The organism is Deltaproteobacteria bacterium, from assembly GCA_020845895.1.
Classification (GTDB): domain Bacteria; phylum Lernaellota; class Lernaellaia; order JACKCT01; family JACKCT01; genus JADLEX01.
Window position 1 is genome coordinate 17,983 of the sequence record JADLEX010000115.1, and the last position, 21,771, is coordinate 39,753.

At 64.5% G+C, this 21,771-nt stretch carries 20 protein-coding genes; 14 read left to right on the plus strand and 6 right to left on the minus strand.

The window, feature by feature from the left end; genetic code table 11:
• Window positions 1-14 precede the first annotated feature (14 nt).
• Window positions 15-1,529, minus strand: coding sequence for a hypothetical protein (locus IT350_15770; protein MCC6159508.1), 1,515 nt, complete (start codon window positions 1,527-1,529; stop codon window positions 15-17).
• A 5-nt stretch (window positions 1,530-1,534) separates the two neighbouring features.
• On the minus strand, window positions 1,535-2,959 hold the full coding sequence (gene lpdA / locus IT350_15775) for a dihydrolipoyl dehydrogenase (protein MCC6159509.1): 1,425 nt from the start codon (window positions 2,957-2,959) through the stop codon (window positions 1,535-1,537).
• A 134-nt stretch (window positions 2,960-3,093) separates the two neighbouring features.
• On the opposite strand from lpdA, the gene IT350_15780 reads away from it, so the two are divergent.
• The 4 genes from IT350_15780 to IT350_15795 all read left to right on the plus strand — a co-directional run bounded on the left by IT350_15780 (window position 3,094) and on the right by IT350_15795 (window position 7,348).
• Window positions 3,094-4,014: a hypothetical protein gene (locus tag IT350_15780; protein ID MCC6159510.1), complete on the plus strand. Its 921-nt coding sequence runs from the start codon at window positions 3,094-3,096 to the stop codon at window positions 4,012-4,014.
• Between the two features lie 48 nt (window positions 4,015-4,062).
• Window positions 4,063-5,220 carry a hypothetical protein gene (locus tag IT350_15785; GenBank protein ID MCC6159511.1) on the plus strand — a complete coding sequence of 386 codons (1,158 nt, stop codon included), beginning with the start codon at window positions 4,063-4,065 and terminating at the stop codon, window positions 5,218-5,220.
• Between the two features lie 110 nt (window positions 5,221-5,330).
• Window positions 5,331-6,470, plus strand: coding sequence for a glycoside hydrolase family 43 protein (locus tag IT350_15790; protein ID MCC6159512.1), 1,140 nt, complete (start codon window positions 5,331-5,333; stop codon window positions 6,468-6,470).
• A gap of 179 nt (window positions 6,471-6,649) precedes the next feature.
• Complete coding sequence (locus tag IT350_15795) at window positions 6,650-7,348, plus strand: pirin family protein (protein ID MCC6159513.1); 699 nt, start codon at window positions 6,650-6,652, stop codon at window positions 7,346-7,348.
• Between the two features lie 65 nt (window positions 7,349-7,413).
• Here IT350_15795 and IT350_15800 read toward each other — a convergent pair whose 3' ends face one another.
• From IT350_15800 to IT350_15810, 3 genes are all read right to left on the minus strand, one after another.
• Complete coding sequence (locus IT350_15800) at window positions 7,414-8,280, minus strand: hypothetical protein (protein MCC6159514.1); 867 nt, start codon at window positions 8,278-8,280, stop codon at window positions 7,414-7,416.
• A 12-nt stretch (window positions 8,281-8,292) separates the two neighbouring features.
• Window positions 8,293-9,489 (minus strand): hypothetical protein, encoded by a 1,197-nt coding sequence (locus tag IT350_15805; GenBank protein MCC6159515.1) that lies wholly within the window; start codon window positions 9,487-9,489, stop codon window positions 8,293-8,295.
• A gap of 178 nt (window positions 9,490-9,667) precedes the next feature.
• Window positions 9,668-11,143 (minus strand): DASS family sodium-coupled anion symporter, encoded by a 1,476-nt coding sequence (locus IT350_15810; GenBank protein ID MCC6159516.1) that lies wholly within the window; start codon window positions 11,141-11,143, stop codon window positions 9,668-9,670.
• 133 nt (window positions 11,144-11,276) lie between these two features.
• Here IT350_15810 and IT350_15815 point away from each other — a divergent pair, with 133 nt between their 5' ends.
• Genes IT350_15815 through IT350_15825 form a run of 3 tightly spaced genes read left to right on the plus strand, consistent with a single transcriptional unit; the run spans window position 11,277 to window position 13,412 of the window.
• Entirely contained in the window at window positions 11,277-12,170 is an 894-nt protein-coding gene (locus tag IT350_15815; GenBank protein ID MCC6159517.1) for a DMT family transporter, read from the plus strand.
• A gap of 37 nt (window positions 12,171-12,207) precedes the next feature.
• Entirely contained in the window at window positions 12,208-12,663 is a 456-nt protein-coding gene (locus IT350_15820; GenBank protein ID MCC6159518.1) for a hypothetical protein, read from the plus strand.
• A gap of 8 nt (window positions 12,664-12,671) precedes the next feature.
• On the plus strand, window positions 12,672-13,412 hold the full coding sequence (locus IT350_15825; GenBank protein MCC6159519.1) for an MBL fold metallo-hydrolase: 741 nt from the start codon (window positions 12,672-12,674) through the stop codon (window positions 13,410-13,412).
• Here the strand turns inward: IT350_15825 and IT350_15830 are convergent.
• Window positions 13,399-15,291 carry a pyruvate kinase gene (locus IT350_15830; GenBank protein MCC6159520.1) on the minus strand — a complete coding sequence of 631 codons (1,893 nt, stop codon included), beginning with the start codon at window positions 15,289-15,291 and terminating at the stop codon, window positions 13,399-13,401. The genes IT350_15825 and IT350_15830 overlap by 14 nt on opposite strands.
• 396 nt (window positions 15,292-15,687) lie before the next feature.
• Between IT350_15830 and IT350_15835 the strand changes: the two genes are divergently transcribed.
• The 7 genes from IT350_15835 to IT350_15865 form a co-directional block, all read left to right on the plus strand.
• Window positions 15,688-16,071 (plus strand): hypothetical protein, encoded by a 384-nt coding sequence (locus IT350_15835; protein ID MCC6159521.1) that lies wholly within the window; start codon window positions 15,688-15,690, stop codon window positions 16,069-16,071.
• Between the two features lie 232 nt (window positions 16,072-16,303).
• Window positions 16,304-16,627 (plus strand): hypothetical protein, encoded by a 324-nt coding sequence (locus tag IT350_15840; GenBank protein ID MCC6159522.1) that lies wholly within the window; start codon window positions 16,304-16,306, stop codon window positions 16,625-16,627.
• Between the two features lie 37 nt (window positions 16,628-16,664).
• Window positions 16,665-17,318 carry a hypothetical protein gene (locus tag IT350_15845; protein ID MCC6159523.1) on the plus strand — a complete coding sequence of 218 codons (654 nt, stop codon included), beginning with the start codon at window positions 16,665-16,667 and terminating at the stop codon, window positions 17,316-17,318.
• 11 nt (window positions 17,319-17,329) lie between these two features.
• Window positions 17,330-17,620, plus strand: coding sequence for a hypothetical protein (locus tag IT350_15850; protein MCC6159524.1), 291 nt, complete (start codon window positions 17,330-17,332; stop codon window positions 17,618-17,620).
• 659 nt (window positions 17,621-18,279) lie between these two features.
• Window positions 18,280-18,627, plus strand: a complete 348-nt coding sequence (locus tag IT350_15855) for a peptidoglycan-binding protein (GenBank protein MCC6159525.1) — start codon at window positions 18,280-18,282, stop codon at window positions 18,625-18,627.
• Between the two features lie 145 nt (window positions 18,628-18,772).
• On the plus strand, window positions 18,773-19,576 hold the full coding sequence (locus IT350_15860) for a trypsin-like serine protease (GenBank protein ID MCC6159526.1): 804 nt from the start codon (window positions 18,773-18,775) through the stop codon (window positions 19,574-19,576).
• 657 nt (window positions 19,577-20,233) lie between these two features.
• Window positions 20,234-21,771, plus strand: a 1,538-nt coding sequence (locus tag IT350_15865; protein MCC6159527.1) for a hypothetical protein, incomplete at its 3' end; no start/stop codon positions are given.

Below are 21,771 nucleotides of genomic sequence, written 5' to 3' on the forward strand. Positions count from 1 at the left end.
CCCGATATCGGTGTTTATTGCAGGATCGCCCGCACGGCCGACGCGTAAATCTGCTCCGTATCCAGCGAGAAGTCGAGATCTTCCTCGTAGTGATCGGGGTGCCCCATCGGGTGACGGTCCGCGGCGGGAACCATGTAACCGATCGCGTCGCCGCACAGACCCAGGTGCATGAGGATCGGGGCGGGCGAGAGGTGCGCGAAGCCGTCCATCGCGGGAAACGCGGTCTCACCCCACTCCTCGCCGAAGTCCACGACGCTCGCCTCGCGACCCACCATCGTTTCGGGAAACGTCTCGCCCGGCGACGAGATCAGCGCGACCGCCCCCACGCGCACCAGCGCGAGCCGCTCGTCGGCGCAGCCCAGCGGCCCGCAAAACGCCCGGTCGCCCCGCACCACGTCGTCCCAGTCGTATTCCACGAGCCCGGCGACGAACGCGGCCATCATGATCGGATTGCGCACGGGGATCTTCAGCGGCTCGACACGCACCGAAAAATCCGGATTCGCGTCGTCACCCGCCGTCTCGATCGCGTCGGCGGCGATGTCCGCGATCACGTAGCCCAAGCTTCGCGCCTTGTCCCAGCCGGGTTCCTGCAAATACACCGGCTCGCCGCCGTCCAGAACGGGGTCGCCGTCCTCGTCGCGCGCGGGCACGGCGACACCCGTCGGCGTGGACAGGCCGCCCACCGCGCCGGTGGCGTAAACCACGCCGCCGCCGAGCCGCGATTCGAGCCGCGTGCGCGCCCAGCGCGGAAAGTCCGCCGTCACCATGTTCTGGCCGATCATCACCTCGGGGTGAGAGTGCCAGTTCAGCAGCGTGGCGACGGTGTCGCCGGTCTCGCCGACAAACGACGCCACGGACAGTGTCGACACGGTCACGTCGGGCTCGCGGATGTCGGCGATCAGCGTGGGTTCGTTCGAGCCGGGTTCGTTCACCTCGGCGCTCGCCGCGCGCATCGTCACCGGCTCGAGGCGCGACCACGTGTCGATGACGAGCTGCTCCACCGTGTCCTGAATGAAACGCATGTAGGTCGGCGACACACCACTGTCGAGCAGATTGGGGCCATAGACGCCGACGAGGTCGGGCGCTTCGTGCGTGTGCGTGGACGCGATGAGCACGTGATCGGGATCGAGGCCGAATTCGCCGAGCGCGCCCTGGATGTCGCGGATGCGCGAGAGCGTGAATCCTGTGACATCGAGGGCGACATACACCACGTGCTCGCGGCCCTTCGCGATGGCGATCGCCCGCGCCTCGAGATCGTCGTGAACGCCCTCGCCCGCGCGCGCCGGCCAGATGCCGCCCAAATACACGGGCTCGGGATGATTGGCGCTATTGGGAGAAATGATCGCCGCGCCCGCCGCCGCGTAAAGCCGCCCGTCGTCGGGGGGCCAGATGCCGTTCAGGTCGGGTGCGTCGTCGTCATCGGGCGAGACGGCGTCGTGTGCGCCGCCGCCCGCGTCATCAACGTCGTTCTCGTCAAACGCGCAGGCGGAAGCGAAGACCACAAGCAGAACCAGCAGTATTGTCCGCATTCGGTTCACTTCTTGGAAATATGAATCGGCGCGCCGGCGGCGACCTCGGCGGCTTCCATCACGGCTTCCGAGAGCGTCGGGTGCGGGTGGATCGTCGCCATCAGGTCTTCCAGCGTCGCGCCCATCTCGATCGCCAGCGCGACCTCGGCGATGAGTTCCGACGCATGCGGCCCGACAATCCCCGCGCCCAGGATTAGCCCGCTCGCTTTGTCGGCGATGATTTTCGCAAATCCATCCGAGGCGCCCATCGTGCGCGCGCGGCCGAGCGCGGTGAGCGGGAAACGCCCGACGGCGATCTCGCGCCCGTTCGCCTTCGCTTCAGCCTCTGTCATGCCAGCGGTCGCGATTTCGGGATTCGTGTACACCACGGCGGGCACGGCCCGGTTGTCGTAGGCCGACGGGAGCCCGGCGATCACCTCCGCCGCGACCTTGCCCTGGCGGCTCGCCTTGTGCGCGAGCATCGGCCCCGGCGTGACGTCGCCGATCGCGAAGATGTGCGGGACCGACGTGCGGCAACACTCGTCGATCGCGATCAGGCCCCGCTCGTCCAGAGCGACACCCGCAACGTCGAGCCCGAGGTCCTCGGTGTTAGGCCGCCGCCCGACCGCCACGAAGACCTGCTCGAACGCGCGTTTTTCGACCTTGCCGCCGGTCTCGATCTCGGCGGTGAAACCCGTCTTCGTTTTTTTCAGCGCGACGACCTTGGAGGCGAGCAGCACGGCTTCGAAGGTCTTTTGCGCGCTTTTCGCCACGACGCGGGCGAGATCCGCCTCGGTGCCGGGCAGCAGGTTCGGCGTGAGTTCGACGACCGTGACCTTCGACCCGAGCCCCGCGTAAACGAATCCGAGTTCGAGACCGATATAGCCGCCGCCGACGACGAGCAGTGTCCTGGGCACCTTGGGAATGGCGAGCGCGTCCGCCGCCTGCCAGACCGGCAAGCCTTCGGCGAAGACCGGCACAACCGGGCGCGAGCCCGTGGCGATGACGCATTGGTCGAAATCGATCGCCGAAACTTCGGGCGACGAGTCGTCGTCGCCGGTGATCTTGATCGACGTGGCGCTCGCGAAACTCGCGCGGCCGTGAACGATCTCGACGCCCCGCGCCTTGAGCAGCGCGCGCACGCCGTTTGTGAGCCCGTCAATTACCGAAGCGCTATGACGTCGCAGCGCCACGTGGTCGATCGTCATGCCGGTGAATTTCACGCCGAACGCCGCGGCCTCGCGCGCCGCTTCGGCCACTTCGACGGCGTGGATGAGCGTCTTGGACGGGATGCACCCCTCGATCAGGCACACGCCGCCGGGGCGCTCGCGCAGCTCGACGAGCGCGACCTCTTTGCCCAGATCCGCCGCGCGCAGCGCCGCGACGTATCCCCCCGGGCCCGCGCCGATGACGGCGACCTGCGTCTTTTCGCGAATGCTACCGACGACCATGCGCACTCCGCCGCTTGTGGGAAGCGCGCATTGTAGGGGGGCCGCGATGCGCGGGCAAGTTTGAGCGACCCTGTTCCATTTCGCTGGGCGGGAATAGACTGTTGGAAATCTCACGATCGAGAAGGGGCTGGGCCATGCGTTACGCTTCGTGGTGGGCGATGTTGGCGGCGATGCTGTTGGCGAGTGCCTCGGTCGTGGCCTGCGGCTGCGGCGACGATGACGACGACTCCGGGGGCGGCAACGAGGACGACGACGCGGATGATGATGACGATGACGCCGATGACGACGCCGACGACGATCTCGATGACGACGACGAGTGCCTGAACACCGAGACGGATCTCGACTACGACTGCAACGGCACGACCGACGAGTGCGAATCGTTCACCTACGACGCCGACGGCAATATGCTCACCGACACCAACGACATCGGCTGCGACGGACCGAACGCGGGAGACACGTGCTACGCCTACGTCTACGACGCGCAGGGCAACAACACCGCGCGAGCGCGCGACGACGACTGCGACGGCACGGACGACGTGTGTTACGAGATGACTTACGACGCGAACGGCAACGAGATCACGTATCAGTACGACACCGACTGCGACGGCACGGTTGAATATTGCGCCGAGTCGGTTTTTGACGCACAGAATCGGGAGATCAGTTACACCAGCGACACGGATTGCGACGGCACGGACGACGAGTGCGGCGTATTCACCTACAACGCCGAGGGCTTGCGGGACGAGATGCGCGCCGACGAGGGCTGCGACGGGTCCGACGACCGGTGCTACACGTCGACCTGGGACGAGAACGGCAATGAGATCGCCTACGACAGCGACGACGGCTGCGACGGCACCGTGGACGACTGCTCGACGACGACCTACAACGAGGACAATCATCCCATTTCGTACACAGTCGATGTGTTCTGCAACGGACCGAGCGTCGAGGACTGGTGCGGCGTCATGGTTTGGGACGACGATCTGCAGATGTCGAGCGCGATGGACTTCGGCTGCGACGGCACCGACGACCTGTGTTTCGAGAGCACGTGGGAATGCTAAGAGATTCCGCCCCGGCCAGGCCGCGCATCATCATTCCGCGAGGTTGCCATGAGTCGTTGGAGTCGCGCGCGAATCGTCCTTTCCGTGGTCTTTGGCTGCCTGATCCTCGCCTCCGTGCTCGCGGTCTGGTGGAGCGCGCCGTGGGTACGCCGACCACCGATCAGCCACGAGGACGCGGAAGCGACGCTCGAGGAATACACCAAGATCGTCGATCGCATGGCCGCGCTCCCCGGCGAGGACCACGCAGCGCTGGAAGCGCTATTCGCGCGATGGAAGGATCGTCTCGAGTCGTCCCAAACGCCGCTGCGCGACGAAACCGCGTGTCCGATGCTGCCGGATGATTTTGGACCCGCGACCGCGCCGTTTCTGGCCGACGCACGAACACTGTCGGAAGAGATGGCGACCATCGTCGATGACGGTCTTGCGCTGCGCCAACTCGCCGGACCGGAGGACGACATTCTCGATTTCACACCGCTCCGCGAGTCGATGCGTTGGGAGGGTGCGCTGGCGATCCTCGACGCGCGCGCGGGCGACAGCGCCGCCGCCGCTCGGCGAATCGAACGCCTCGGACGCATCTCCGAGGGCGTCGTTGGCGCGCCGGTGCTCATTCACGTGCTCATGGCTGCGGCCATGGACGGCATCGCCGACTTGGCCGTGCTTTCCGCCGCACCGCGCCTCGGCGCCGGGAAGTTGACGGCCATCGTCGAAGGCCGCCGCGCACGAACACGATACGACGATGCCTTCCGCGAAAGCGTCGCGATCGAGGCCGTGTGGATGAGCCGTAGTTTGCCGACCGACTTTTCGTCGATGCGAATGCTCGACAGGGAGGCCGATTCGATTCACGACCATCTGATGTCAATGTTGTTCGCGACCGGTCCGCGCCGGACGGCAATTCGCGAGCGCGACGTTTATCTGTACATCACGCGGGACTATCTCTCGCACCTCGATGAGGACACGCTCTCCGACACCGATCCATTGAAACGATTGCGAGACCGGGGAGTGCGATCCGTCGTCGCAGAGATGGGGTGGCCGAATATGCCCACGCTGCGTGCGAAGCTGCGGGAGATGCAGAAGCGCTTCGACGCCGTCACGGCGTTTCTGGAGCGCGTCGCCGCGAGCGGAATCGGCGGCCTTGGAGCGAGCACGTTCCCTTACAACGAAAAGTACGAGATCTGGACGGACGGGCAGTCGGTGTGCCTGAAGTGACGACCGGGCAAACGCGACGGACGGCACACACGACGTGTGCTACGAGGGACCTACGACTCGAGCGTCAACGGAGTCGCCTACCGCATCGACGACCTGTGTTTCGAGAGCACGTGGGAATGCTGAAAGGCGCTCTATTCCTGATCGCGGTTTTTTGCGGGTCGGTCGCCATGGCCGCACCCGCCTACGGACCGGTGATCGATCTGCCCGGCGCGGCGAGCGCCGCGGACCCCTGCCTGATCCGCGTCAGCGACACGTACTACCTATATCCCACGCACACCGGGCGCACCGTCGAGTGCTGGAGCTCGACCGATCTGGTGAATTGGACGTACGAGGGCGTGGTCTGGGGACCGGCGCCGGACGGCGCGTGGAATGACAACATGGTGTGGGCGCCCGAGGTCTTCATCGACGGGGACGACTATTATCTCTACTACACCGCCAACGACAAAATCGGCGTCGCGATCGGCGACGGCCCCACCGGACCCTTTGTCGATGTTTACGACGAGCCCTTCCTCGGCGGCGACCGATGGGAGTTTCTCGGCTATACGATCGACGGCCACGTGTTCCGCGACGACGACCAAAAACTGTATCTGTACGGCACGGGGTACAATCCGCTGAGCATTCTCCGCGTGTGGGAGCTCGACGACCCGATCACACCGACCACTCAGGAAGGAACGCCGGTGTTGGGGCCCGAGGTGCTCGGCTGGGAGTTCGTCGTGCTCGAGGCGCCCTGGATGATCAAACACGACGGCACGTATTACCTGATGTACTCGGGCAACCGCGCCGACACAAACGCCTATGCGATCGGCTACGCCACGGCGACGAGTCCGTTGGGGCCGTTCACCAAATACGACGGCAACCCGATTCTCGCCGCCGACACCGACGCGGGGTTCTACGGCCCCGGCCACCATTCCGTGGTGCGCACGCCCGATGAACGCATGGTCATGGCCTATCACACGAAGATCGCGCCCACGACGGGCTGGGACCGGCTGGTGCGTCTCAATGAGATCGCATTCAACGGCGACGGCAGCCTGTGTGTGGTGCTCGACGAATCCTGTCCCGACCTGACGACCGACGACGATGCCGTGGATGACGACACGGATGACGACGACGTTTTGGACGACGACACGTTCGATGACGATGCGTCTGACGATGATGCGGGCGACGACACGGTCGACGACGATCTACAGGCGTCGGACGACGACGATGCGTCGAGCGGCGACGACGACGATGATGACGGGTGCGGGACCTGACGAATCTTCGTCGGCGCTTCCGGATATCGGCGATTTTTCCGACGGTCGCGGCCCATGAGCGACGTCATTTGACATCGCGCCGATCGGACTTACGTTGTGCGTGCGGACGATCCGCCCCGGTTGTGGGGCGGCTCATTTTTTCCCGACGAAACACTCCACCGAAACGCAAGGAGCCGACGATGATCCGCATCCGCAAATCCGACGAGCGGGGCCGTGGCGACCACGGCTGGCTCAAGTCGAAGTTCAGCTTTTCGTTCGCGAGCTACTACGATCCCGAGCACATGAATTTCCGCGACCTGCGCGTCATCAACGAGGACCTCGTCGCGCCGGACAGCGGATTCCCCATGCACCCGCACCGCGACATGGAGATTATCACGTACATCGTGAGCGGCGAGCTCGAACACCGCGACAGCATGGGCAACGGCGAGGTGATCCGCCGCGGCGAGGTGCAGCGCATGAGCGCGGGCACCGGCATTACGCACAGCGAGTTCAACCCGACGTCTGACCGGACGACGCACCTGTTGCAGATCTGGATCACGCCCGACCGCGCGGGCCACACGCCGAGCTACGAGCAGACGCTGTTTCCCGACGAAGACAAACACGATCGCCTGCGTCTGGTGGCCTCGCCCGACGGCGCGGAAGGTTCCGTGACGATCCATCAGGACACGCGGCTTTTCGCGTCGCTGCTCGGTGCGGGGCGCGAACTCACGCACAACCTCGCGCCCGGCCGTCACGCGTGGGTTCAGCTCATCAAGGGCACGCTCGACGTGAACGGCACGCGCCTCGACGCGGGCGACGCCGCGGCGGTGAGCGCCGAAACTTCGCTCACGCTGCGCGCGGACGCCGACGCGGAGTTGTTGCTGTTCGATCTGCGGTAGGGTGAACCATCCACGACGGCAACCGGGTGCGGTCGCGTCGCTCGCAGCCGCAACCCGACCCCTCGCTATCGACGGACTTCCGAACCCGTCGCACGCACCTTTTCAATTTCGGCCCGGATCTTGAGATACCTGTTCACGTACGTACAACAAGGGTCCTTGTCGTCCGCGGTCGGGCAATACGCGGAATTCAAGTCTTCGAGAAATCCGCTAACCGAGAGGTCCCCATTGATTGGGTCTTCGCACAGAACGGTCTCCTGGTGATCCACGCAGACGCTCAGCGCGACCGTCGCCAGATCGCGACACAGATCTTGTACGAGCGTCCGCTCCTCCTCGATGAGAGGAATGAGACCGGGTTGCCGCAATGTATATTGGTCGATGAAGCGCATGGATTTGGAGAACGTCCGCGTGATGTAGCCGTGCTCCGACGCCAGCAGGTGAGCGCGTCCTTCCTTCCCTTCCTCGCGCAGCCGGGCTCGCTCCTGATCCATTCGACGCAGGACATCGGATGCCAAGGATTCGGACTGCCGAAACTGGGCCGACTTCTCCGCCGCGAATCGCTCTCGGACGACCCGCGATCCTGACCAAAACGCACCGATCAGGCACAGGCTGACCGCAATGACGAACCAGGGACTCTTGAAAATCACGCGGGGAAGGCGCCCGGCGGCGATCTGCGTCAGCTTCTGATCGCTTTCGTTGACGGACTCCTCTTTGATCCGCTTTTCCGTCAATTCCACCCAGTGGCGATACATGGCGGTGATCTGCGCCGCCAGCACCAGCATTGTGACCGCGACGGCGAAACTCGATGCGACGAACGGACCTTCCAGTTTCAGCACTTTCGTCGAAAAGGGAAAGAGTCCGATGGCGATGACGAACAGGCAGAAAAAGAAGTTCGACAATGCCTTGGCCCAGTTGCGAAATTCAAACGGTGTCATCCCGCCCTCCTGTCATGGATTGGCGCTTTTGTTGATTTCTCTCATCGCCTTTTCGACGAACTCTTCCAGGTCGACCGACTCCTGACTCGGTCGGCCTCGATATTGCGGGTCGGCGTTCAACTCACGCATGTAGGACTCCATGTCGCGCGATCCCCCGTAATCGTGCGCGGGCGGTTCGGGCGCAGGCCGGTCAGGCTTGGGAGGTCGCTTTCGATCCGCAACCGGCCGCGATTTCTGCGGAACCAGCACCTCGAGCACTTCCTTCAGCGAGCCCAGTTTCTCCAAGTTTTCCGGATTTGATTCGATCCAATTCCGAATCCACTCGAGATCTTCCTGAAGGCGTTTCATTCGTTGTCCAGCTTCCTGCAGAATCGCGTCCGCCTGCGGCGTTTCCAGAACAACCGGGACCCGATCGTTCGACGATGGGACATTCACGTTCGCGATTTCCTGTTTCAGATTATCCAGCGCCTTAACGGCTTCCTCCCGCCGCGTTTGTTTCACACGGAGCAGGTCGTGGTCCTGCCATTTCTTCATGTCGATCAGTTCGGTTCCGCGGCGCTGGCCAAAGGTTGAGCTCAGTTGGTCGGCGATTTTCCCGACATCGCCTCGTCGGGAATCGTTCGGATTCGTCGCGGTGAATGCCTTCTGCCGTTCAGCCCAGAGCTTCAGGAACAGAAAGAATCGCCCGCAATCCGGCAGATTCGGGTCGAAATCGCAGATGCGAATGGCGTCATCGATCCGATCGGCAAACTCTTCGACCGGCATTTCGGTCGAACGGTTCTCAATTTCGCGAAGGATGTGCGTCAGAATCGCGTGGCTCAGAATCCGCACGGCGTTTTCGCTGGACACCGCTTCGTCGCGTCGCTCGAACGATGCCGGTGGGGCGAGAAACCAAGTTTGGATCTGTCCGCTGACATCTCGGACATCCAAGCGTACGATGGCGCGGTTGAGAAAACTCGTCCGCTGCAACTGCCTGTAGGAGATTTCGCCATTCGCCGGATCTCGACCCGTCGCCACGGACCTGTCGTCCAGTACGGGCAGGATTCGAATGAATTCGTCGTGAATCTGCAAGGTGGCTAGGAAGCTGCCCGCAGGCTGCTCGTCTCCGCTCTTCATGGTCACGCGAACGAGGATTTGACCGGACTCTCCTTTCGCTTCCGCAACGGACGGATAGAGCGCCGCAAGGATGAAGAGAGAAATGAATCCCATTCTCCACAATAGCCTCACGGCTCGCCCCTAAATAAAGGTTTTTCGCTACGTTAATAGATCAATAGGCAGGGAGCGATCGCCTGTCAAATAACAATATTGTTCTCCTAATCAGGTTGTTAACCTTATAGTGTATTCTAAATCATGCAAAGATTTCGAGTTCAACTTCTGAGGTGGCCCGTCAGAACCCGAACCCCACCAGCGGCCACCACCACTTCGCGACGCAGGCGAAGACGATGAGGCTCAGGACGGCCATCGCGCCGCCCATGCGCATGAAGTCCTTCACGGTGAGGTAGCCCGAGCCGTAGATGATGGCGGTGGCCGGCGTGCCCATAGGCAGGATGTAGGACAGGCCCGACGGCAGCGCGACGGCGAACGTGATGACCTCGTAGGGGATACCGTATTTAGGCGCTAGGCTGATGCCCACCGGCATGACGACCGACACGACGGCCGCGTTGCTGATGACCTCGGTGAGCGCGAGCGAAAGAAAGCCGATCAGCACGATCAGCGCGAGCGGCGGCATGTCGATGCGGCCGATGGTGCGCGACACGACCCATTCCGCCGCGCCGGACGAGGAGAGCGCGTGGCCGAGCGCGATCGCGCCGCCGTACATGAGGATGATGCCCCAATTTACGCCCGACTCGACCGCCTCCCACTTCGTGAGGCGGAAGATGAACAGCGCGGCGACGGCGCCGAGCGCGGTGGTGGCGAGTTCGACGCGTTTGTAGAGGAAGACCCAGCATAGGATCGTGAGAATCGTGACGACGGCGATGCCGACCTCGCGGCGCGAAATCGGTCCGCGCGCCGCGCGCATCTCGTGCAGCCGGCTCCGCGCGGTGGCGAGATCCACGGATTCCTCCGGATACGCATAACGCAGCATCAGCAACGCGGCGACGAGCAGGATCAGCACCAGAGGCAGCGAGGCGGTCAGCCAACGCAGGAAACTGATCGACACGCCCGTGTTGGCGGTGAGGATGCCGACCGCGAGCGGATTGCGCGCGCCGCCCAGATACGTGGCGACGCCACCGATGACGCATCCCCAGGCGAGCGCGAAGAAGAAGCTCTTGGCGAACTCGCTCTTGCCTTCTTTCAGCCCCAGCGCGCGCACGAGCGTCATGACGATGGGAAAGGCCATCGCGGCGACGGCGTGCTCGCTCATCCAGAAACTGGCGAAGGCGCAAAACAGCATGATGACCGTGCGCAGGCGGCGGGACGATTGCGCCGCGTGCTCGAACACGAAACACGTGATGCGCTCGGACAGGCCGCACTCGACCAGCACCGCGGAGAGCACGAACGCGCCGAGGATGAAGAACACAGCCTTGTTGCCGAACAGGGCGAAAGCGTCCTCACCCTTCATCACGCCGAGCAGTGGCAGCAGCAGAATCGCGAGCATCGACGTGATGTGCAGCGGGATGACGTTCGAAATCCACAACAGGGCGCACAGCGTGAAAATGCCGACGGTGCGCTGGGCTTCGACGGAGAGGCCGTCCGGCGCGGGGCCGAACGCGACAAGCGCGCCGATCGCGAAAAACACCGCGACGATCGCGTAATGCCAACGCACCGCGAAGGGCGTCTTGAGCGCCTCCGCGGACTCGCTCGGCCACGCGTCGACCGGATGCGCGGATTGCGGCGGCAATGCGGACGGAGTGTCGGACATGGGGCGCATCATCGCCGCGCGCCGCTCGGCCGGTCAACCCCACTGCGGCGATGGGATATGAGGGATCAGGGGGCGTTTTGGCGCCCGCGTCGCGGCCTTGACCCGTCTCGGTCGCCATCGCCAAGATCCGGCGATGCGCGCACGCGTTCCACTCGATCCAGTCGGCCTCGACCGCGCGGCGATTCCCATCGCCGTCGTCGCGATTTCCTTCGCGGCGATCTTTTTCCGCCTGGCCGCGCCGACCCCTCCCGCCGTGGCCTCGGGCTGGCGGCTCGCCGTTGCGGCGCTTGTCCTCGCGCCGTGGTGGGTTCGCCCGTTTGCGCGTGACGCGCGTTTCCGCCGTTGCGCCCTCGTCGCCGGGGCGTTCTACGGCCTTCATTTCGGTACGTGGGTCGCGTCGCTTGGCCTCACCAGCGTCGCGGCGTCGGTCACGCTGGTCACGACCACCCCGCTCCTGCTCGCCGCGCACAGTCTCGTCACCGGTCACGACCGACCGCGTGGGCGTGTGTGGGTCGCACTCGCCATCGGCGCGGCGGGGATTGCGATCATGTCCACCGGATATGCCGACGCGCCGCCCGGCACGCTTCTCGGCAACGCGCTCGCGTTCGCCGGTGCCATCGCCATGGCGGGCTTTCTGACCACGGCCCGGGGTGCGGGCGCCGATCTCGACGCGCGGGCCTTCACCGGCGCGGCGGCGGCCGTGGGGGCGGCGCTGCTGTTGGGATTCGCCATTGTTCGCGGTGACGTGCTCGTGCCGCCCTCGCGCGCGGCGGCGGGCTTCATCGTTCTCGCGGCGCTGATTCCCCAACTCATCGGCCATACGCTGCTGGTGCGTGCGCTGCGCGACGCGACACCGCTCGTCGTCTCGATGGCGGTCGTCGGCGAGCCCGCGGGGGCGACGCTGCTGGCGTGGTGGTGGCTCGGCGAGGGCGTCGGCGCGGTCGTGGGCGCCGGTTGTGCCATCACCTTGTTCGCGGTTATTCTGACTTCCGTTTCGAAGAACGCGGACGAAACGGCGCGGATCTGACCGGCGGATTTCACCGGTCGCTGATGAGGGAGACACCATGCGGCTTTTGCGTTTGACCTTGATCGCGACTGCGCTGCTCTTCGCGGCGAATATCGCCTGCGACGTGCTCGAAGGCGGCGGGGGGAGCAGTGGCGGAACGAAGATCGTGAAGGAAGAGGCCGACACCGGCTGCGGCGTCGTTTGGGCCGAGTGCGAATACGACCACCACGCGGGTGTGCCCGACGATTCGTGCGCCGACCTGACCGGATTCGCCGCCCTCGGCTGCATCGACGGCCAGGTCGCCGAATCTTTTACGCAAACCGCCGCGTGCGGCCGCGCGGGCGAGTGCGATGACTGGAAAGCCGCGTACTACGACTGCCTCGCCGACGCTTACGCCGCCCGCGCCGCGTGCGACGCCACGGCGACCGACGTCGCTTCGTATGAAACGTGCGCCGACGCCGCGACGCCGGCGATCGATTCGTGCACCGCGTCCGAATCCGAGACGCTCATCTGAACGCAACCGTGAGCGCGCCCGTCGTCATCCCCGTCCCGGGCTTCGTGTCCTGGGCTTACATCCTCGTCGGCGAGACACTCGCGCTCGTCGATCCCGGTTCGCCGTGGATCGTGCGCGAAGCCGAGCGAGTGGCGCGCGAACAGCTCGGTCCGGACGCGCCGCCCTTCACGCGCCTGTTCGCCACGCACTGGCACATCGACCACGTCGGCGGCATGCGCTACGCGGCGAAGCGCTGGAACGCGAAGGTGATCGTCTCCGAACGCATCGCCTATCACCTGCGCGAAGGACAGCGCATCGTGTTTCCGGCGTGGCCGCGATTTTGGGGCATGGTCACGAACCGCCACGACATGGATTTTCAGAAACCCGTATCGTGGTCCGGCCTCGTCGAGATGGAACGCGTAGGGCTGCCCGGCAGCAAAGGGTCGAGCTGGAAGGGGCGCGTCGACGAGTACCTGCCGGACGGTGTCGCCCTGCCCGGCCACGGCGACTGGACGCTCCTCGAAACACCGGGGCACACAAACGACTCCGTGAGCTTTTGGCACGCGGGCGAGGAGGCGGTGATCTGCGGCGACAATATTTTGGGCGGGCGCGACCGTCTGTTCGTCAATCGCTTCTTGTGGAGCGACGAACACGCCGAGGCGTCGATCGCACGGCTTCAGCAGTTCGACGTGCGACGCCTGCTGCCGGGGCACGGCAAACTGCACGAAGGCGCGAATCTGCTGCGCGGTCTCGTCGTCACGCCGCGCTAAAGTCGCTCACGTCCAGCGGTCCGAGCAGCGGGCTTTTCTTGTGCTGGTGGCCTTCCATGCGGTGCAGGATCTCCCCCGCCATGCGGATCGTCTCCAGAATGTGCGGCCCCTTGCCCAGCAGCACGCACTCCGCGCGCCCGCTCATCGCCGTGTCGGTGATCTCGGCGCGCGACGGCAGGCCCGACTTCGCGAGGTTTTCCAGCACCTGCGTCGCCCAGATGACCGGCACGTGGGCGGCCTCGCTGATCCACAGGATCTCCTCCTGGGCCTCCGCGAGGAATTCGAACCCGCACTCCACCGCGAGATCTCCTCGTGCGATCATCACGCCCACCGACGGGCTGCTCATGGCCTGAAGCAGGATGGCGGTGAGCCGCTCGAGCGCCTGGCGCGTCTCGATTTTCGCCACGACGCCCAGATGCGCGCCGCCGAGCCGCGAAAGTTCCCTCTGAAGATCGGCCACGTCGCCGGGGCCCGAGACGAAGGAGAGGGCGACGATGTCCGCGAGCGCGACGACCGTGCTCAGATCCTCGGTGTCGCGCGCGGTCAGCCCTTTTACGTGCAGCATGCTGTCGGGGAAATTGATGCCCTTGTCGGCGCGTAGCTTCACGCCGCCGGGCGCGGCGCGCGTGACGCGAAGCCGCAATTCGCCGGCTTCGATGTGCTCGATCGTTGCGGCGATCTTGCCGTCGTCGAGCAGGACGCGCTCGCCGATCTTCACGTCGGCGAAGACTTCGGGCAGCGTGCACGGAATTTGCGCAGGCGAGATCTCGCGCCCGCGATCGAGCGAAAAGCGCGCCGGACGACCGATGCGATCCGGGCCGGTCACCACGAGCGTGTCGCCCTCGCCGAGGATGACCGCCTGTTCCAGCGACGGCAGCGGGCCGATCACGCCGCCGGGGTCGTCTTCGGCACCGACTTTCTTCAGCACGAGACCGGGGGCCATGTAGCCCGTGCGTTTGCTTTCCAGCACGAACCCGCGTCCCTCGGCGGCGACGACCCGCAGCGTACGTTTGCGACGGCGCAGATCGGAGAGCACGAGGTCGTCGCCCACGGCCAACGTCGCGAGCCAGGCGCCGGACACCGGCACGACAACACCCGGAACATCCTCGGGGTTCTCCGCGGGGGTGAGACGCAGCAACGCGGATTCGATCACGATGCCGCGCTCGTTGCGCCGCGGTTGCCACTTGAGCACGGCGGGGCCGGGCTCGATGGCGCCGGTGCGCAGCTTGGGTCCGGCGAGGTCCATGAGGACCTTGCATGGGCGACCGAGCGCGCTCGCGGCTTCGCGGACGTTCGCGGCCATGCGTGCCCAGACGTCGGCGTTATCGTGTGCGCAGTTGATGCGCGCGCAGTCCATCCCCGATTCGATCAGCGCGCGCACGAGAGCCGGATCTTCCGCAGCCTCGGTCGGAAGCGTGACCATGATGCGCGCGGCGCGGTCCTCACGAGCTGGACCGAGGAGCGCGTCCGCGTGGTCCGCGATCATCCGAGCGCCATCTTCGAGCGTGATCGGGGGCAGGAAAGGCTCGGGTTGCTTCCACTCGCGGCCCGCGGCCTGATGCAGTAGACGCAGCACGGCGGTGAGATTCGAAAACACGTGCGACTCGCTGCGTCCGAGCGATGAGAGGCCGAGCGCGGCAAGGCGCCGCTGCAAGGCGCGGATGTCGTGACGACGCAAGGCGATGTAGTGAAGCAGGTTCTTCGCGCCCGCTTCGAATGCCTCGCTCACGCGCGACACCATCGGCCGGAACTGCGCTTCGAATCCCAGGATGTCGTCGCGCAAGGCGACGAGTTCCTCGATCAGCGCTCCCAGATCGTCCGGAGCGTCAGCCGGTCGGTCGGACGTCGATTCACCCGAATGATTGTGGATGGCACGCATCTTCCCCCCCCCGAGATCCGCAGTGCGACGGAATGATACCGGACGATTTGAAGGCGTGGCCAGCACAAAACGGTGCGTTACGAGGATGTCGCTACGATGTCGCGCGTGCGTCACGTAATTGTCAAATTTCCTTTGCGCACGATGACCGCGACGGGTTGGCGGATTGGTATCAATTATCACCATGGGTGCCGCGTGTGCTGGACGATCCGCGAATTCGACGTTACATCGAATCGTAACGGAGGGCGAATGAGCGTCGCGAAGAATCTGGCGGCCATCGAACTCGCGGATGCGAACGGCGTGCGGCGGCGACTCGGCGACTTCTGGGCGGATCGCCCGGCGGTCGTCGCGTTCGTGCGCCACTTTGGGTGACTGTTCTGCCGCGAGCAAGTCACGCAGTTGCGTGATTCGTTGGACGAGATCGAAAGACGCGGCGCGACGCTGGTCGTCATCGGCAGCGGCAAACCGCATCATGCGAAGTGGTTCGCCGAGGACCTGAACTACGACGGCCCGATTCTCGCCGATCCGGATCTGGTCACGTATCGCGCGGCGAAACTGCGGCGCGGATACTTCTCCCTGCTGTCCCCGGCCACGATCGCGGCGGCCATGCGCGCGTTTCGCGGGGGATTTCGCCAGACGCGCACGCGCGGCGACCCGTGGCAGAACGGCGGCATCTTCGTGTTTGCGCCGGGCGACCGCATCCTCTTCGAGCAACGCAGCGCGGTCGCGGGCGACCACGCGCGCGTTGGCGAGATCCTCGCGGCGCTCGAACGGGCCCGCTGAAGGGCGCCGGATTACACAGGACATTGATCGACGCGATTTGTCGTCATTTCGCTGTTGACGTCCGATTCGTGAAGTGATAGCAATTTCCATATTCCATTGTGTGTTTGAATTTTATTTCACGTTGAGCTGATCGGCGTTGCGGCCTCGAGCCGCCGCGCGATCGCGCGTGACGATGCCCGAAAACGACTCTTGGCGCCGGCCATTGCGGCGCATGACTAAAAGGAGATGAAAGATGGCCGATGTGATGGATCATCTGGTTGCCGCCAATCTGCCCGACATGATCAAGAACCTCGGGCTCGCGGTCGCGAAGGCCAACCACGAGATGTCGAAGTCCGCCGATCCGGACGCGAAGACCGTGTACGCGATCGAGAAAGCCGAGATCGAGCTCGCGGTGACCTTTTCGTTCAGCCGCGACCAACAAATCGGCGGACAGATCGGCGGCAGCGTCTTCGCCTTCGCCGTGAACGCCTCGTACAAAGCGACCTTTGGTTTCCGCGAAGAGGCTTCGAGCAAGATCAAGCTCGTGCTCTCGGCCAAGCCCGTGAACAACGACTGACGCCACGCGCGGCGTCGTCAAACTTGCGGGAGGACTTATGGCCGACGAGACGAAATCGCCGGATGCGACGACCCTCGACGAGGTGCTCGTCGCGTTTCAGAAGACCATGGCGCGCGTGGGCAAACGCATGCGCGCGGCCCTGTATTCCGACACCGAGTTGTTGCGTGCGTCGCGTTCGCTTTACGCGATCGACGGGATGAACGTGACGCTTCATCTGCGCACCGAACCCGCGGCGGACGCCGCCTCGCGGGACAAGGTGCGCGTCGTTTTCGCGGACAATCCGGGGGACGCGAACCTCACGGTGGACTTCCGCGTCGAAAGCCGCGCCGTGCAGGAGCTCACCGAGGCGCGGCTCGTCCTCGCGTCATACGGCGCTCGGTTCGACCGCCCCGCGACGCACGACCTCGTCGCCGTGGCGCTGGAGCCCGACGGCTCGCCCATCGCCGACGTCGCCGTGCATGTACACGTCACGGCCGTCGGCAAGACCGTTGAATCGGCGGTGTTCGAGACGCGCACCGATGCGACGGGGCGCCTGTGGATCGAAATCGACGCGGCGGCGCGGGCGATGACCTTCAATCACAAACCCGCCGATTCGCCCCTCGCGGTCGCCGCGGAGTGGTTGATCCACGCGGAGATGCCGTCGCGCGCCCTCGTGTCCGAGCACGTGCGCGTGCCCGGCGGATCGACGTGAGGTGACAACCGATGGCTGAAGAACAAAAGGAAGAACAGCTCGTCACGCTGCTGGAGCAGGTCGTCGGCGCCGCGGCGACATCGGCGCGCTCGCTGCGTCTCGCCATGGCCGACCGCACGGCTTGGCCCGATTACGTCTATCACATCCAGAAATTCACGATCAAAGTCCAGGTCGCGCTGGCGTTCAAGGAAAAAAAGCTCTTCGGATTGCTGGGCACGCAAAAGGAAGGCGCGACGAACAGCAGCGTGGAATTCGAGATGGTGGCCGTACCGATCCCCGAACTCCCCGAGCCCAATCCGTGAGGGCCGCGCGTGCGAAAAAACCGATCGGCGGCGCCGCAAAGGTCGCGACGCCCGCGAAGGAGTCCGCCATGAGTCTCACCGACACGCAGAAGAAAACCGCGCAGGCGATCGTGAACATCTTCGAAACCGGCAAGCCCGTGGGCGATTACGGCAACGTTACGCTCATGGCCGGCGACAGCGGGCATCTGACCTATGGCCGTTCGCAGACCACGCTCGCGAGCGGAAATCTTTATTTGCTCATCAAGGACTACTGTGGCGCGGCCGGCGCGGCGCTGGCGGGCGAACTCGCGCCGTATCTCGACCGGCTGGAGCGAGCCGATCTCTCGCTCGATCACGACGCGAATCTTCGGTCGGCCCTGCGCCGCGCGGGGGACGACCCCGTGATGCGCGACGTGCAGGACCGTTTCTTCGACCGCGTGTACTTCGCGCCCAGCCAGGCGGCGTGCGCGGCGCTGGGCGTCGCGACCGCGTTGGGCGCTGCGGTGGTGTACGACAGCCACATCCATGGCTCGTGGGGCCGGATGCGCGACCGCACCAACGAGCAGGTCGGCGCGTGCGCCTCCGTCGGCGAAAAGGCGTGGATCGAGGGCTACGTGAAGGTGCGAAAATCGTGGCTCTTGAATCACTCCAACACGCTGCTGCGCAAGACGGTCTACCGGATGGACGTGTTCATCCGACTCTTCGGCGAGAAGAACTGGGACCTCAAGTTACCGCTCCACGTGCGCGGCATCCGCATCGACGAAGACGCGATCGACGGCGCCGAGCCCGCGCGCGTGACCGCGACCGACGCGCCACCACCGCGATTGCTGTCGCTGAAAAGTCCCGCGCTGACCGGGCCCGACGTGAAGGCGCTGCAATCGGCGCTCATCGCGGCCGGGGCGACGATCTCCGCGGACGGCGTGTTCGGACCCAACACCGACAAGGCCGTGCGCGACTTTCAGCGCTCGAAGGGCCTCGTGGTCGACGGCATCGTCGGCCCAACAACGCGGACGTATTTGGGGATGTGAGGAGCCTCATGCGGCACGGTCCCGTCTCGGCGGGGTCGTGCGGCGCCACGAATGAGAATCGGCACGACCGCCCTCGGTCGTGAAAAAGTGCAAACAGGCGGAGGCGCCGTTGTTTCGCTGTCCGAAATCTCACCGCGTTTCAGCCTTGGCCGGCGTCCTCGTATGGCTCCTGTGCGTCCATGTGGCCTTCGCCCCTGCGGCGTCGCCCGTGCCCGTGAACGGTGCGGACGCCGGCCCACCGACCGACCCCACCGACATGGCCGCGATGCTCGCCGATCCGCTGGAGGACGTCGTGGCCGTCGGCGGAATATACGGCTGGCATTGCTCGGGCGTCCTTGTTCATCGCAGGGCTGTTCTCACTGCGCGACATTGCCTGCCCGCCAAGGAAGTCTTCATCGGCGAAAATGTGCTGGAACACGGCGTCGTGATCCCGGTTGTCGAAGGGCGGACGCCCGGCGCGGCGGGCCCCGATATCGCGCTCCTCGTCCTGGAACGCGACGCGCCGACGCCGCCGAGAAAACGGTTGAAACCGGAACGGGGCTTCACGCCGATCGGAATCGTGCGTTTCGCGGGGTTCGGCGCCCGCGAACCCACCGGCCGGTTCGGGTACGGCGTGAAGCATTTCACCGACGCCCCCATGTCGGGGTGGAATTGCGACCCCGGACGCGCGGCGCTGTTCGGGTGCGACCCCGATAACGAATTCGTCTCCATCGCGGGTCTCGGGCGCGACACGTGCAGCGGCGATTCGGGCGGTCCCGCGTTGCTCGCGACCATTGACCCGTCCACCGGCCGAAACGCCTGGATCCTCATCGGCATCGTCTCCCGCGCGGTCGCCTCGTCCACGAGCGTTTGCGGCTACGGCGGCGTGTACGTGCGCACGGATATCCATGAACCCTGGCTCAGAGAGCAAATTCGGGAAATCTCAACACAACGGAGGGTAGAACCATGAAACGAATCGCGGCGTGGATCATGGCGTTGGTGATGGCGACGGCAAGCATTCCGGCCACTCCCTTGATGGGATTCGCCCAAGAACTAGATGCGGAAAATACACCGGCAGAGAAAGCCGCCGAGGCCGCCGAGGCCGCCGAGGCCGCGAAAACTGCCGCCGAGGCCGCCGAGGCCGCGAAAACTGCCGCGACGAAAGCCGCCGAGGCCGCCGAGGCCGCCGAGGCCGCGAAAACTGCCGCCGAGGCCGCCGAGGCCGCGAAAACTGCCGCCGAGGCCGCCGAGGCCGCGAAGACTGCCGCGACGAAAGCCGCCGAGGCCGCCGAGGCCGCCGAGGCCGCGAAGACTGCCGCGACGAAAGCCGCCGAGGCCGCCGAGTACGCGGCGCAGGCGCTGTCGCATCAGGCGAAAGCCGACGACGCTGTGGCGAAACTCTTGGCCAATGATGCGGAAGACTTTTGGCAGGAGTGGCTCGAAAAGCCCGCCGAAAACGACGAAACGGCGAAAATGAAAATGGATGAGGTTGAGAAATGGGCCACGGAAGCGGAAAACGCGAGCATCGATGCGAACACGTTCGCAGCAATGGCAAATCGATGGGCAACCGGATCACCCCCCCCCCTCCGAAAGCGACCAATCTGCCGCGAAGGCAGCGAAGGCCGCGATGGTGACGAAGGAATTTGCGTCTTCGGCGCGCCGGCATGCCGAACGGGCGAAACAACCGCCGCGCGCCACGGGAAGCCACATTCGGCCCGGCAAAAACAGTCAGCGATTGCTGCTGCTGCCGGACGGCATGCCGCCGACGAAGACGACCTGCGTTTTTGACGCGACGGACGGGTCCGGGTCGTCCAGCGCGAGTTGGGATCCGTACGCGTCGGAAGGCATGGGGCGCATGATCAACCTGCCGGGCACCGACTATCTTCTGTCCTGCTCGTCGGAATCCGCTCGTGCGGCGAACGACCCCGGTGTCAATTTCGCATGGAAATACTCCGGAGTCGTCACCAAGGCCGGCGACTCAGGATTATTTGGCAAATTGTTAGAGGGTTGGAAATCGGATGCCGGCAAGCAAAGGGACACCGCTCTCCCCGTATTTTTCATCATCTTTGCCGAACCGGACGGCGATGCGAAAACAGGGGACAAGAAAAAGGAGAAGGACAAAGATGGCCAAATGGCGGTCGCGAACGTAGACGAACGGAATAACGCTTCGGGTCGTCATGCCGAGTGCAAAACTCAAGATGACTTTATGCCGGGCAAAAAATGCCACGCCTTCGCCGGCCAACCGGTTTCGCTTCCGACCATCGACGCGACGATCAAGGGGCTTTCATCGGCCACCGCCGGACCGAAGATGCGTCCGTCACAACGGGCGCTGTCTCCGCAGGGATTCGGCGAGCAGGCGGCCGACGATTTCTTTCAGGCGGTCGCGGAGGTCATGGTGGAGCGCGCGAAATCCAAGGGGACCAGGCTCCTGCAAAACGAAATCCGCGAGGTGTTTTGCGAGGAACTCTTCATCGACCTCACGGGCGACAAGCCGAAGATCGGCCCCAAGACGGACGACGGCCGCGCGTTCCCCATTTTCCCCACCACGTGTGAGGCGGTGCGTTCGGCGAGCGTGAACGACCTGGCGGGATTCGGACGGCAACTCCAAAGCACGATCGTGGACGACCTGATGCTCACCGGCGCGCGACTGATGATGCTGCGATTGCGCGACAACGAATCCTTCGCCTCAATCCCGACCGAGTTCGACCAGGTTGTCGTGGAACTGCTGCAATCCCTGACAGCGCAGGCGCGAAACGGCGGTCTAGATGCGGACAAGCTCAGCCAAACCGTATTCGTGAAATTGAGCGCAATGCTTCAGGACCCAGACCTTTACACGCCGGTGTTGAAGAGCATGGCCGCACGGAGTCGTACGATACAATCCCTCCAGCGATCGCTGACCGAGAATACAAATGGCGTTCAATGGGGCACCCTATCCAAGGAGTGTGGCGAGATTAAAGACTCGATTAACAAAGTGAAACCAGAAGAATTGACGAAGAAGATAACGTCGCAGTTTTATGCGATTCAGGGGGCCGTCAGTGACTACAAAAAGGCCAAATTGGGAAATCCCAATCCCCAAGGCGGCGAAAACCTGGAAAACACACTGGCGCGCTTGGTCGAGGCAGTTAAATCGGATGGAATTCTGGACGAAATCCAGAAATTGGACGC